Origin of the sequence: Salipiger thiooxidans, assembly GCF_900102075.1 — a bacterium.
Classification (GTDB): domain Bacteria; phylum Pseudomonadota; class Alphaproteobacteria; order Rhodobacterales; family Rhodobacteraceae; genus Salipiger; species Salipiger thiooxidans.
This window is the reverse complement of sequence record NZ_FNAV01000021.1, coordinates 61,497-73,566: the sequence shown is the minus strand read 5'-3', so window position 1 is coordinate 73,566 and position 12,070 is coordinate 61,497. Positions and strand designations below refer to the sequence as shown.

The 12,070-nt window shown below is 67.1% G+C and carries 9 protein-coding genes and 1 riboswitch; of the genes, 4 read left to right on the top strand and 5 right to left on the bottom strand.

Going from position 1 to position 12,070, the window contains the following annotated elements:
- Positions 1-178: 178 nt before the first annotated feature.
- Positions 179-541 (bottom strand): 3'-5' exonuclease, encoded by a 363-nt coding sequence (locus tag BLQ77_RS24040; protein WP_278184725.1) that lies wholly within the window; start codon positions 539-541, stop codon positions 179-181.
- Between the two features lie 310 nt (positions 542-851).
- Here BLQ77_RS24040 and BLQ77_RS24035 point away from each other — a divergent pair, with 310 nt between their 5' ends.
- Together BLQ77_RS24035 and BLQ77_RS24030 are read left to right on the top strand one after the other, a co-directional pair.
- A complete protein-coding gene (locus BLQ77_RS24035) occupies positions 852-2,114 on the top strand; it encodes a PQQ-dependent sugar dehydrogenase (RefSeq protein WP_089963404.1) in 1,263 nt (420 codons plus the stop codon).
- Positions 2,111-2,689 (top strand): c-type cytochrome, encoded by a 579-nt coding sequence (locus BLQ77_RS24030; RefSeq protein ID WP_089963402.1) that lies wholly within the window; start codon positions 2,111-2,113, stop codon positions 2,687-2,689. The genes BLQ77_RS24035 and BLQ77_RS24030 overlap by 4 nt, the downstream gene beginning before the upstream one ends.
- A 432-nt stretch (positions 2,690-3,121) precedes the next feature.
- Here BLQ77_RS24030 and bluB read toward each other — a convergent pair whose 3' ends face one another.
- On the bottom strand, positions 3,122-3,814 hold the full coding sequence (gene bluB, locus BLQ77_RS24025; protein ID WP_089963400.1) for a 5,6-dimethylbenzimidazole synthase: 693 nt from the start codon (positions 3,812-3,814) through the stop codon (positions 3,122-3,124).
- A 41-nt stretch (positions 3,815-3,855) separates the two neighbouring features.
- Positions 3,856-4,032: riboswitch (cobalamin riboswitch) on the bottom strand.
- A 404-nt stretch (positions 4,033-4,436) separates the two neighbouring features.
- Between bluB and BLQ77_RS24020 the strand changes: the two genes are divergently transcribed.
- Positions 4,437-5,405 carry an MYG1 family protein gene (locus BLQ77_RS24020; protein WP_089963397.1) on the top strand — a complete coding sequence of 323 codons (969 nt, stop codon included), beginning with the start codon at positions 4,437-4,439 and terminating at the stop codon, positions 5,403-5,405.
- An 818-nt stretch (positions 5,406-6,223) separates the two neighbouring features.
- Positions 6,224-7,834: a BCCT family transporter gene (locus BLQ77_RS24015; protein WP_089963396.1), complete on the top strand. Its 1,611-nt coding sequence runs from the start codon at positions 6,224-6,226 to the stop codon at positions 7,832-7,834.
- A gap of 338 nt (positions 7,835-8,172) precedes the next feature.
- Here BLQ77_RS24015 and BLQ77_RS24010 read toward each other — a convergent pair whose 3' ends face one another.
- From BLQ77_RS24010 to argC, 3 genes are all read right to left on the bottom strand, one after another.
- Positions 8,173-9,408, bottom strand: coding sequence for a saccharopine dehydrogenase family protein (locus tag BLQ77_RS24010; RefSeq protein WP_089963394.1), 1,236 nt, complete (start codon positions 9,406-9,408; stop codon positions 8,173-8,175).
- 69 nt (positions 9,409-9,477) lie between these two features.
- A complete protein-coding gene (locus BLQ77_RS24005; RefSeq protein ID WP_089963392.1) occupies positions 9,478-10,569 on the bottom strand; it encodes a carboxynorspermidine decarboxylase in 1,092 nt (363 codons plus the stop codon).
- Between the two features lie 297 nt (positions 10,570-10,866).
- Positions 10,867-11,844 carry an N-acetyl-gamma-glutamyl-phosphate reductase gene (gene argC / locus BLQ77_RS24000; protein ID WP_089963390.1) on the bottom strand — a complete coding sequence of 326 codons (978 nt, stop codon included), beginning with the start codon at positions 11,842-11,844 and terminating at the stop codon, positions 10,867-10,869.
- Between the last annotated feature and the right edge of the window lie 226 nt (positions 11,845-12,070).

Here is a 12,070-nt window from a genome sequence, read left to right as displayed (position 1 = left end):
ACACCGCGCTCGGCATACCCGTCACGGAAGCTGTAGGATAAGTCCGTCTGGGAAAAGGGGAACCTCGGCGTTCAGCCGATTGGTGCAACAGAGCCTACACAGAGAATTGAGCACGTAATTGCCCCGTTCATAGTCGAGGCGCAAACACTTGGGCACGCATGCGCGACAGGTCGACCGTTCAGGGCACCCAAACAGCCGCGGGGGCCGCAGGTGCCATTTCGGCAATGTAGCGGCTGGCTTGTAGCATCGCTGTTCCGTAGTTGACGTAGGCGGGCGCGATGCCCGCGTTCATCGCGGTGGCGAGCGGCATTTCTTGGGAATAGGGCAGAATCAGCGTCCCCGGCTTTCCGTTGGCGGGATCTGCCTTCACGCGGGTGATGCCCACGAAGAATAGTCTGCGTTGTTCCTCGTCGTAGTGCTGCCGTTCTACCGGCGTGAGAGTCCCTTTTGGCGCTCGCGGCAGAAGGCCGTTCACGCATCCCGCAATGATCGTAACCGGCGAACTCAAGCCCTTGCTCTCGTGCAGGCTCATGATGCGCACTTCCTGAATGTCGGTGGGTATTTCCGGCTGGGTAACCGTGTGTGCGAGGCACAGGAACGGGCGCCCCCTTTCGATCCGCTACGAGGGATGCCCACAGGTCCTCTCGCTCAATCCGCTCGCCGCAGCCCTCATCCCTCGCTCCGAAGATCGGGGCACCAAGAAGGTCGCGCGCAAGCGACACGTGGGATGCCGCCGTGAGCAGGCGGGAATCCTTGACAACCTGTGCGGGCAAACCGCAGCTTCGGCGAAGCTCTCCCGGAGGAGCTTCGCCGCCGTGCGGAGTGTGGAGGGCCAAATTTGGGAGGAAGTCATGAAAACGAAGCAACTCGTTTCGAGTTTACTATTGTCTACCGTCCTGGTGACGCCTGCGCTGGCGCAGGACAACATGGACAAGCTGTCCAACATGCAGCGGACCGACGCCACCTTCACCTTCATCGACCAGGAAGGCGAGCGGGCCGATGCGCTCAAGGGCATCCTGCCGCATATCAACGTGCCCGACGGCTTCGAGGTCAGCCTCTACGCGGTGGTTCCGGATGCGCGCTCGATGGCGGTCGCGCCGCAGGGCACCGTGGTCTTCGCCGGCACCCGCAAGGACAAGGTCTGGTCGATCGTCGACCGCGACCGCAATCGCGTGGCGGACGAGGTGAAGGACTTCGCGCCTTCGATCACCTTCGACGTGCCCAACGGGCCGTGCTTCTCGTCCGACGGATTTCTCTACATCGCCGAACGCAACCGGGTGCTCGTCTTCCCCGCGGCGGAGTTCTTCTTCGAGGGGCCCGATCCCGCCGTGGGCGAGGTGATCGCCAAGGGCGAGCTGATCCCGGCCGAGGAGGAGAGCTTCAACCACACCGCGCGGGTCTGCCGCGTCGGGCCCGATGGCAAGCTCTACGTCTCGCTGGGCCAGCCGCACAACATCCAGCCCAAGGACAAGCTCGAGATGTACGACAAGCTCGGCATCGGCGGCATCATCCGCGTCAATACCGACGGGTCCGGGCGCGAGGTCTACACCCGCGGCATCCGCAACTCGGTCGGGCATGACTTTAACCCCGCCGACGGCTCGCTCTGGTTCACCGACAACCAGGTCGACGGCATGGGCGACGACGTCCCGCCGGGCGAGCTGAACCGCCAGACCGAGGCCGGGCAGCACTTCGGCTTCCCCTGGACCAACGGCGGCACCGAGATCCCCGACTACAAGGACGTCGAGCGCCCCGAGGGCGTGACCTTCGTCGAGCCGCAGGTCAACATGCAGGCGCATGCGGCGGATCTGGGGATGAGCTTCTACAGCGGCAGCTCCTTCCCCGAGAAGTACCAGGGCGGGATCTTCTCGGCGCAGCATGGCTCGTGGAACCGTGTCACCCCGGTCGGCGCGCGGGTGATGTTCACCGCGCTCGACGAAGAGGGCAACGCCGCCTCGACCGAGGTCTTCGCCGACGGCTGGCTCGACGAGGAGACCGGCGAGTATCGCGGCCGCCCGATGGACATCGCCTTCCTGCGCGACGGCTCGATGCTGGTGTCGGACGATTTCGCCGGCGCCATCTGGCGCATCGCCTACGCGCCCAAGGCATCCGAATGAGGGCTGCGGCCCTGATCATCCTCGGCGGGCTGACGCTCGCCGGGGGGACCCCGCTCTCCGCCGGCGATCCGGCGGAGGGGCGCAAGGTCGCCAACATGTGCCGCACCTGCCACGGCATCGACGGGTTGGCGCAGATCCCCATCGCGCCCAACATCGGCGGCGAGCCCGAGGCTTATCTCGAGAGCCAGCTCATGGCCTTCAAGACCGGCGCGCGCGAGCACGAAATGATGTCGGTCGTGGCGGCGGGTCTTTCGGCGCAGCAGATCTCGGACGTCGCCGCCTGGTATGGCGCGCATGTCGCCAGCGCCCGCCTGCCGGACGGGGTGAGCGAGGCCGATGCGCCCGACGCCTGCGTGTCCTGCCACGGCGCCGACGGCATCGCGCTTTTGCCGGAGGCGCCGAACCTCGCAGGCGAGGTCAACATCTACATCGACACCCAGCTCAAGGCGTTCCGCACCGGAAAGCGCAGGCACGACATCATGTCCTCCATCGCCGCCGAGATGACCGACGAGGAGATCCGTGCCGTGGCCGACTGGTACGCGGCGGTCCAGCTGGAGATCACCGGCCCGGAGTGAGCTCCGGGACGGCGCTGAGCGGCAGGGCCCGGCGCCGCGCCCCGAGGGCCAGTGCGGGGCGCATTCGGTCAGGTCGAAGGCAGGCTGTGCATCTGCGTTCAGCTCGGATCGCTCATGGGGCACAGCTTCGAAATGGCGGGTGCCTCATCTGCGCGGCATCTGGAATGGGCCCGAGCGCCTCCGTTCTCACGCTTGGCGAATAGCTGCTTGTAATCACGTGCGACCCGATGCCGGGGCGCAGCTGGGCGGCGACGTGCTCAAACGCAGTGCGCTGTCGCGAAGCGAGCTCGATACGCGCGCGGCGACAGGGAGAAACGGCGGCGCAAGACCTTGCGCATCTCCTCGTCCGACCCTCGCGACGGGTCCAGACCGCTCGCGACGGCATGAGGACCCACGCCCTTCACAGTCGCCCGCACCGCAGCCGGCCCGGAGCTAGGGCGTAGGCCATGCGTCTTCGTGGATCACGCTGTCGAGCTCGAGCCGCGCGCGCCAGCCGCGGGCCTCGAGTTCGGGTTTAGGGTAAAGCTCGTCGACGTGGCCCGCGCAGAGATAGGCGACGATCTCCACGTGGTCCGGGATGCCGAGCAACTCGCGCAGGTCGTTCGAGCGGAAGATCGAGACCCAGCCGATGCCCACGCCTTCGGCCCGGGCGGCCAGCCAGAGGTTCTGCACGGCGCAGACAGTCGAGTAGAGATCCATGTCGCGGTTGTGGGTCCGCCCCAGCACGACCTCTCCGCCTCGGGTGCGGTCGCAGGTCACGCAGATGTTCAGCGGAGCGGTCAGGATGCCCTCGAGCTTCAGCGACCGGTAGAGGGCCCTGCGGTCTTCGCCGAACATCTGCTCGGCCTCGGCATTGGCGCGAAGGAAGGCCGCATGGATTGCGGCGCGCCGGTCGGGATCGCGGATCAGGAGGAAATCCCAGGGCTGCATGAACCCGACGGAGGGCGCGGCATGGGCGGCCGCGAGAATGCGCCGGAGGGTGGCAGGATCGACCGGATCGGGCAGGAACTCGTTCCGCACGTCGCGCCGGGCGTCGATGATGTCGTAGAGCGCCTGGCGTTCGAACTCGTCGAACCGGCGGGCGGGTTGCGGGAAGACGGTCTGGACGGTGGTATCGTGGGGCATCACGGGCCTCGCATGGTTCACGGCGCCGCGGGCTCCACCCCGAAGCGCGATGATGCCAGGCCGGTCTTCTGGCTCCGGATCCTCTCGTCCCGGCGCCTTCCCGGGGATACCCCAGTGGCCTCTGCCGAACGATCCCCGATACAGCGGCGGGCCCGCGCCGGACTTTCACCGGCTTCCCGATTCTCCCCGCAAGGGGCACCTGACGATGCCCTTATCTCCTGATGCGGTGCGGCAGGCAAACGGACATTCCGACCCGAAAGCCGACCCAAAAGCACGGGGTCCAGCTTGGGCGGGGACCGTGTTCGACCTCGTCCCGAGGGCGGCGCCTTCCTTCCGGTCCGGGCCCGTCGGCGCGGCGCATCGTGCCGGGGACGGGCCGGATCCGACGTTCAGGAGACAACATGGCGGCGGAAGACACGTCTCAGGAACCGGCCATGTGCGGCGACCACGCGCGATTCCCCGCCGCCTCGTCGTGCGCGCCAGCCGGCCGCATCGGAGCAATGCCAGCTGCGCGTCTCCGCCGGCCAGGCGCAACGGCACTCAGGCGCAAACGGCCTCTCGCCTTGCGACCCCCCGCGCGATGGCCTAGGGGGCCACAACCCCAGAGATCAGGACGACCGAGATGACCATCAGCACCCTTGTTACCCATTCCGGCGGCTTCCATGCGGACGAAGTGCTGTCCACCGTCATCCTCAGCCGTCTTTATCCCGAAGCGGAGGTCGTGCGCAGCCGGTCCTCCGCGTGGATCACGCCGGCGGATGGCCGCCTGATCTACGACGTCGGCGGCGCCTATGATCCCGAGGCCGGGATCTTCGATCACCACCAGCGCGAGAGCCCGCTGCGCGAGGACGAAACGCCCTACAGCTCGTTCGGGCTGGTCTGGAAGCACTTCGGCATGGCGTTCCTGCGCAGCTTCGACATCCCCGAAACCGAGCTCGAGACCATCCACGCCTCGTTCGACCGCAGCTTCGTACTGCCAGTCGACCAGGTCGACAACGGCACCGTGAGCGTCTCCGAGGCCGGGCCGCTGTCGTCGATGACGCTGCCCGGGCTGATCGAGACGCTGAAACCTGTCTTCGACGACACCGACCCCGAGAGCGAGACCCGGGCGTTCCATGCGGCGGTCGGCATCGCGCGGCAGTTTGTCGAGGCCCGCGTCAACCGCAGCGCCGCCAAGCGGCGCGCCGAGGTTCTGGCGGCGGAGGCCGTCCGTGCCGCCGGAGAGAGCCCGATCCTCGAGCTGCCCATGGGGATGCCGTTCCGGCCCGCCGTCATCGAGGCGGGCGCCGATCACCTGCTCTTCGTGGTGACCCCGCGCGGGGATGGCGAGTGGACGCTGGGCGGCATCCGCAAGCACGAGCAGGGCTTCGAACAACGCGCCGACCTGCCGGCGGCCTGGGCCGGGCTGTCGGGCTCGGAGCTGGAGCAGGTCTCGGGCGTGACCGGCGCGAAGTTCTGCCACAAGGCACGCTTCATCGCCGCGGCCTCGAACCGGGATGCCATCCTGAAGATGGCGGAACTGGCCGTGCAGGAGGTCCGCCGCCTCGATGCCGGGGGCGAGAGCGGAGAGGGGCAGGCCGCCGCGACCTGAATCGGTCGGACCGCCTGTGCGGTGACAAAGCGCCCGATGCGTGTCGGGCAGGTGTCCTGTCGTCGCGTGAGGCGATGACGGTGGAGCGGCGCCTTGTGCTTCTGACGACGCCCAAAGCCCTTTGCGCCGGGATGGCTAATCTCTGCGTCCGGGCGGGCATGGCAGCGCTTCCCGATGAGGCGACGTGTTCGCAACGAAGGGTGAGCCCGCGCCACCGCCAGCTTCTTTCGCAGCCACAGCAGGCCGCCGAAAACGATCCCGGACTGTCGTTCGCGTCGCCGTTGCCGGCCCTCAAGCGCGACCGGTGTTCGTGAGCGAGACGCGAGACTCCGGGACGTGACGTCGGTTCGGGTCCAGGGCACGATGCCGCGCGCCTGTCAGCAGCCGGTCGGCCGCAACCAGCCTTCCGAAGCTTCATTCCACCAGGAACCGTGACCGCCTGGCGCTGCCGTCAGGCAGGTCGACGTGGCGGGCACACTCCCCTTGTGGCAACCGGTTCCCATGGGGCTGGGCGCGACGATTGTTCCTCATGGATTTGGCCCATCGGAGCCGATTGCCGCCAATGACTGCGCGGCCGAGGTGCCGGCGGCGTTGGCTCAGTCGCCGGGATCCAGCCGCTTCGACGGCAGGCGCGCGCCTGGAACGGATCCCCCGAGTGGGGCCGTCGGAACTGCCGGCAAAAGCCCCGGCGTTTTTGCCTCCCGGGCCGGGAACCCCGGGTCTTGAGACGCCTCCGACCGTTGAATATCCACGAAATTCGGAACATCGCGACGGGTTCACGGTTGAGTGACAACGCTCACGCAAGGGGGACCTGTTTATTGGAACAACTAGCGCGCCGTCTCGGGCTCCGCACGGATCCGACAATCTTTTTCATTTCCGCGGGGTTCATGATCGTTTTCGTGATCGCCCTCGTGCTGTTTCCCGATGCCATCGGTGACGCCTTCGCCGCCGGGCGCTCGTGGATCGTGACCAAGCTCGGCTGGTTCTTCATCCTCGGCGTGAACGTCTGGCTGGGCTTCCTCGTGTGGGCGGCGCTGTCGCGGCACGGGCACATCCGTCTCGGGCCAAAGGGCTCGCGCCCCGAGTACACCAACCTGTCGTGGTTCACGATGCTCTTCGCCGGCGGGATCGGTACGGTGCTCATGTTCTGGGGCGTGGCCGAGCCGATCAGCCATTTTTCGACGCCGCCGTTTCCGGGGGTCGAGCCCTTCACCGAGGAGGCGGCAAGGGACGCCATCTCGATCTCGATCTACCACCTCGGCCTGCACACCTGGGCGATCTTCACGCTGCCGGGGCTGGCATTCGCCTATTTCATCAACCGCTACGACCTGCCGGTGCGGGTGAGTTCGGTCTTCTACCCGCTGCTGCGCGAGGGCATCCACGGCCCCGTCGGCAAGGCCATCGACATCGCCTCCATCCTCGGTACGCTCTTCGGCGTCGCGGTCTCGCTCGGGCTTGGCTCCAGCCAGATCGCGGCGGGGCTCGACGCGCTCTTCGGGACCGGCGACGGCACCGTCGTGCAGGTCTGCATCCTCAGCGTGCTGACGGTGGTGGCGATCGGGTCGATCGTTGCGGGGCTCGACAAGGGGGTGAAGCTGCTGTCGAACCTCAACATCGGCATGGCGGTGGCGCTCCTGGTCTTCGTGGTGGTCACGGGCTCCACGCTCTTCCTGCTGCGCGGCGTGGTCGAAACCTTCGGGCTCTACTTCGAGAACCTCCCGCGGCTCGCGTTCTGGAACGACATGCTGGCCGACGAGAACCCGAGCAACGACGACTGGGGCTGGCAGGGCAGCTGGACGGTCTTCTACTGGGCGTGGACGGTAACTTGGTCGCCCTTCATCGGGCTCTTCGTGGCGCGGATCTCGCGCGGGCGCACCATCCGCGAGTTCGTCTTCGGCGTGCTCGGCGCCCCGTCGCTCTTCACCCTGATCTGGTTCTCCATCTTCGGCTGGCAGGCGATGGAATTCGACGGGCTCGGGCTCGCCGCGCGCGAGGCGATGGGCGATACCGCCGGCCAGATCAGCGCCGCCGTGTCCGAGAGCGTGCCGCTGGCGATGTTCGCCTTCTTCGAGCACTTCCCCTTCACCGCATTCATCCAAGGCTTTGCGGTGGTGATCGTGGCGATCTTCTTCGCCACCTCGTCGGACTCGGCCTCGCTTGTGGTCGACATGCTCTGCACCGGCACGCCCACGCCCGGCCCGACGCACCAGCGCGTGTTCTGGGGCGCAGCCGAAGGCGTGGTCGCCGCCATGCTGATCGTGCTGGCAGGGGAGGCGGGCCTCACCGCGCTGCAACAGGTGATCACGGTGGTGGGTCTGCCGATCTTCCTCCTGTGCAGCATGATGATCCCCTCGCTGATCCGGGGCTTCGCGCAGGAGGATATCGACCACGTGAGCGTCGGCAAGCGGCCGGAGCTCGACAGCTTCTGACGCCCTAGAGGTCATTAGTTATAAGGGCCGTCCGGCAAGCGACGGGCGGTCCCGGCAGGAGAGGGGGGCGCGGCGCCCGGCAAGGCTGCCGGAGGACCTGCATTCTGGGGTTCGCGGCGGTCGGACACCGGCGCTCCGGGCCGCTTGCGACCTCATGCAGCGGGCGCCCGCCCGACCATCCTCGGGACCTCGGATCCCTCCGTCATTGCCTCCAGTCGCGCGCCGGGTAACGCGACCACGCAGGGCACCGCGACCAAGCGACGAAGACACCGCAATCCCGCAACGAAAAACGCGGCCGGCATGGCCGACCGCGTCCTGTCATTCCTTGAGGAAAGCGCTCAGGCGTTCCAGGGGCGGTCGCCCATGTCGTCCTTGATGCGCGTGGGCAGGCCGATCCGGTCGAGGATCGTGAAGAAGGGCTTCGGATCGAGCTCCTCGACGTTCTTCATGGTGCCCGCGTCCCACTCGCCGCTGGCGATCAGCATGGCGGCTGCCACGGGCGGCACGCCCGCGGTGTAGGAGATGCCCTGCGAGCCCACTTCCTCGTAGGCGTCCTTGTGGTCGGCGACGTTGTAGACGAAGATCTCGGTCTCCTTGCCGTCCTTGATGCCCTTCACGAGATCGCCGATGCAGGTCTTGCCGGTGTAGTCCGGCGCCAGCGAGGCGGGGTCGGGCAGGACCGCCTTCACCACCTTGAGCGGCACGACTTCCTGCCCCTCGGCGGTGGTCACCGGCTGCTCGGAGAGCAGGCCCAGCGACTGCAGCACGGTGAAGACGTTGATGTAGTGCTCGCCGAAGCCCATCCAGAAGCGCACGTCCGCCTGCGGGTAGTTGGTCGCCAGCGAGTGCACCTCGTCATGGCCCGACTGGTAGGCGCGCTGGGTGCCCACCACCGGAAGATCCCAGTCGCGGCCCGAGGCGAACATGCTGGTTTCCTTCCACTGCTGGTCTTCCCAGTAGTAGACGGTGCCGGTGAATTCGCGGAAGTTGATCTCGGGGTCGAAGTTGGTGGCGAAATACTTGCCATGCGACCCGGCGTTGATGTCCACGATGTCGATGGATTTCACTTCGTCCAGACGGTCGATGGCGAACCGCGCGAAGGCGTTGACCACGCCCGGGTCGAAGCCCGCGCCGAGGATCGCGGTGACGCCCTTCTCGGCGCAGAGATCGCGCTTCTTCCACTCGTAATTGCCGTACCACGGCGGGGTTTCGCAGATCTTCGCCGGATCCTCGTGGATCGCGGTGTCGATGTAGGCGGCGCCGGTCTCGATGCAGGCGTCGAGCACGGTCATGTTCACGAAGGCCGAGCCCACGTTGATCACGATCTGCGCGCCGGTCTCCCGGATCAGGGCGGCCACCGCCGCGCTGTCCATCGCGTCGACCTGGTGGGCCGCGAGAACGCCCTCGACCTTCATCGCGTCTTTCTCGCGGACCGTCTCAAGGATCGCTTCGCATTTGGAAAGCGTCCGGCTGGCGATATGGATCGCGCCAAGCACATCGTTGTTCTGAGCGCATTTGTGCGCCACGACCTGAGCGACGCCGCCAGCGCCGATGATGAGAACGTCTCGTTTCAACTCAAGGGACCTCCGTTATGTCCTTGGGTGGGGGTTGTGTGCTCCGTCACGGAGCAGGGTGATCGGCGGTCAGGAAAGCGCCGCCGCGAAATCCTCGTAGGTGAAATCGCGCACGAGGCGCTCGGTCCCGTCCAGCTCGCGGATCGCGATGGAGGGCATTTTCACCCCGTTGAACCAGTTTTTCTTGACCATTGTGTAACCGGCCGCGTCCTGGATGCTGATCCGGTCGCCGGCCTTGAGCGGGGTGGGGAAGCGGAACTCGCCGAAAATGTCCCCGGCGAGGCAGGACTTGCCGCAGACCATCCACTCCTGATCGCCCGACTGCTCCATGCGCGCGGATTCGCGGTAGATCAGCAGGTCCAGCATGTGGGCCTCGATCGAGCTGTCCACGATGGCGAGGTTCTTGCCGTTGAAGAGCGTGTCGAGCACCGTGACCTCGAGCGTGGTCGATTTGGTGATCGCCGCCTCGCCGGGCTCGAGGTAGACCTGCACCTCGTTCTCGCCGGCAAAGCGCCTGAGCCGCTCCGCGAGGCGCTCGAGCGGGTAGCCCTCGCCGGTGAAATGGATGCCGCCGCCGAGCGAGATCCATTTCATCTCGCGGATCAGGTGGCCGAAGCGCTGCTCGATGGCGCCGAGCATGGCGTCGAAACGCTCGAAATCGGCGTTCTCGCAGTTGTTGTGGAACATGAAACCGCTGATCTGGTCGAGCACCGGCGCGATCACCTCGGGGTCATGCTCGCCCAGCCGCGAGAAGGGGCGGGCGGGGTCGGCCAGATCGAAGCTCGAGGTCGAAACGCCGGGGTTCACCCGCAGCCCGCGGGTGTGGCCGCGGCTGACCTCCTCGAAGCGCGCGAGCTGGCCCACGGTGTTGAAGATGATCTTGTCCGAGCTCGCCAGCACCTCGTCGATCTCGTCATCGGCCCATGCCACCGAATAGGCGTGGGTCTCGCCCGGGAACTTCTCGCGCCCGAGCTTCACCTCGAAGAGCGACGACGAGGTGGTGCCGTCCATGTACTCGCTCATCAGGTCGAAGACCGACCACGTGGCGAAACACTTCAGCGCCAGCAGGGCCTTGGCCCCCGAAAGCTCACGCAGGCGGGCGACCTTTTCCATGTTGGCAAGAAGGCGGGACTTGTCGATCAGGTAATAGGGGGTCTGCATGGGCTGTCTGCTCCCAAGGGATTGGTCACATGAAGTCCGTCCCCATATAGGCCTGATCGGTGCGATACAACGCCTGATGGGACTTTTGTCTGAACCTCTGCGCCCGCTTTTCGCAGGTGGTGACGTGTTTTGCGCGGGGTCCGGCGACTTGGCGTGGGCGCAAGCGCGGCCCCGTCGACAGGGACGCACTTCCGCAAGGGCACCCCGGGCGCCGCGCCTGCGGCCCATTGCGCAGGCACCGGCCCCCGGCCACCCGCGACGAGGCGAGCGGCCGGGTATTGTCGCGACGCCGGTCCCTTACGGCCAGACCGGCGCGCCCTCGAGCCCGGCGGTCTCGGGCAGGCCTGAGATCAGGTTGGCGTTCTGAACCGCGTGCCCGGCGGCGCCCTTGCCGAGGTTGTCCACCACCCCCATCGCGATCACGAGGTTGCGGTCCGGATCGGCGGCATAGCTCATGAACGAGAGGTTCGACCCGCTCGCCCACTTGGTCTGCGGCGGCCGGTCGGTCACCCGGACGAACGGGCGATCGGCGTAGAACTCGCGCGCCGCGTCGAGGCATTGCGCGGTGGAGGCGCTGCCACGGCAGTAGATGGTGACGAGCAGGCCGCGGGTCATCGGCACGAGATGCGGCGTGAACACCAGCCCCGCGGCGCTGCCGCCGCCCAGCTGCTCGATGGTGGTCTCCATCTCGGGCATGTGGACGTGCTGCAGCAGGCCATAGGGCTGCAGGTTCTCGTTGGTCTCGGCATAGCCGAAGCGGCTGTCGCCCCCGCCGCGCCCGGCACCCGAAATCCCGGTCTTGGCGTCGATCACGATGTTGCCGGGCTCGATCAGCCCCGCCGCGAGCAGCGGCGCCAGCGTGTTGAGCGTGGCCACCGGGAAGCAGCCGGGGTTGGCGACGCGACGGCTGCCCCGGATCCGGTCCGGCCAGATGTCGGCAAGCCCGTAGACCCAGCCCTCGACGTGGCGATGGTCGCCACCGATGTCGACGATCTTCACTGTCTCGGGGACCCGCGCCAGCGCCTCGGCAGAGGTGCCGGTGGGCAGCGAGGCGAACAGCAGGTCGAGATCGGGCAGGGCGGCCGGATCCCATTTCTCGATCACCAGCCCGGCAAGCCTGTGCGGCACGCCGGGGAAGCGGTCGACCAGACGGCTGCCCGCGCTGCCCTCTCCGGCGGCGTAGACGAGTTCGAAGGCGGGGTGGGCCGCGATCAGGCGCAGCGCTTCGCCGCCGCCGAAACCGCTGATGCCGACAATGCCGACGCGAATGCTCATGAGGATGTCCTTCCTTGGTTCGGGAAAAAGAAAGCCCCCGGAGCCGGGGGCTGCGGGGGGTCAGGGACGCGGATCGGAGGGGCTCCGTCGGTGGTATCTACGAAAGGCTGGATACCGTGCCGGAGGCCAGTGATCGACGCGCAGCCCGAAGCGCCGCCGCAGGGCTGCGGCGTCGGCGTTGATCGGCAAGGGTCCGGGTCTTGAACATGGTGCAGGAGATGTCGGC

What these genes read in the sequence shown, in the direction of transcription:
- BLQ77_RS24035 (WP_089963404.1), top strand. Translation starts at nt 852, where the DNA reads ATGAAAACGAAGCAACTCGTTTCGAGTTTACTATTGTCTACCGTCCTG.
- BLQ77_RS24030 (WP_089963402.1), top strand. Translation starts at nt 2,111, where the DNA reads ATGAGGGCTGCGGCCCTGATCATCCTCGGCGGGCTGACGCTCGCCGGG.
- bluB (WP_089963400.1), bottom strand. Translation starts at nt 3,814, where the DNA reads ATGCCCCACGATACCACCGTCCAGACCGTCTTCCCGCAACCCGCCCGC.
- BLQ77_RS24020 (WP_089963397.1), top strand. Translation starts at nt 4,437, where the DNA reads ATGACCATCAGCACCCTTGTTACCCATTCCGGCGGCTTCCATGCGGAC.
- BLQ77_RS24005 (WP_089963392.1), bottom strand. Translation starts at nt 10,569, where the DNA reads ATGCAGACCCCCTATTACCTGATCGACAAGTCCCGCCTTCTTGCCAAC.
- argC (WP_089963390.1), bottom strand. Translation starts at nt 11,844, where the DNA reads ATGAGCATTCGCGTCGGCATTGTCGGCATCAGCGGTTTCGGCGGCGGC.